1 protein-coding gene is annotated in these 235 nt (G+C 56.2%); it reads right to left on the bottom strand.

Annotation, left to right across the window (positions count from 1 at the left end):
* Positions 1 to 235, bottom strand: a 235-nt coding sequence (locus tag Q4563_RS22670; RefSeq protein WP_303606156.1) for a hypothetical protein, incomplete at both ends; no start/stop codon positions are given.

Raw genomic sequence — 235 nt, 5'->3', positions numbered from 1 at the left:
TTCCTCCAGTTCACCGGTTTCCAGCAGGAACAGGTCAAGGTGGATGGCATTATGACTGATCATATCGTTATCCTTGTTCCAGTACGGTTCGTACTGGCGCATGAATGCCGCACAGTCCTGGAACTGGCCACGCATTTCCCGGGCGTGAGCCACCGCATGAATACCCCAGATGTCCCCCGGATTCATCGCCACCGCTCGCAAACCGTTGTCGGTGGCTTGCTCATAATGCCCGGCT

The sequence above is a fragment of the Gilvimarinus sp. 1_MG-2023 genome, from assembly GCF_030548285.1.
The sequence above is the reverse complement of the archived record's forward strand: the minus strand, read 5'-3'. Positions and strand labels throughout refer to the sequence as shown.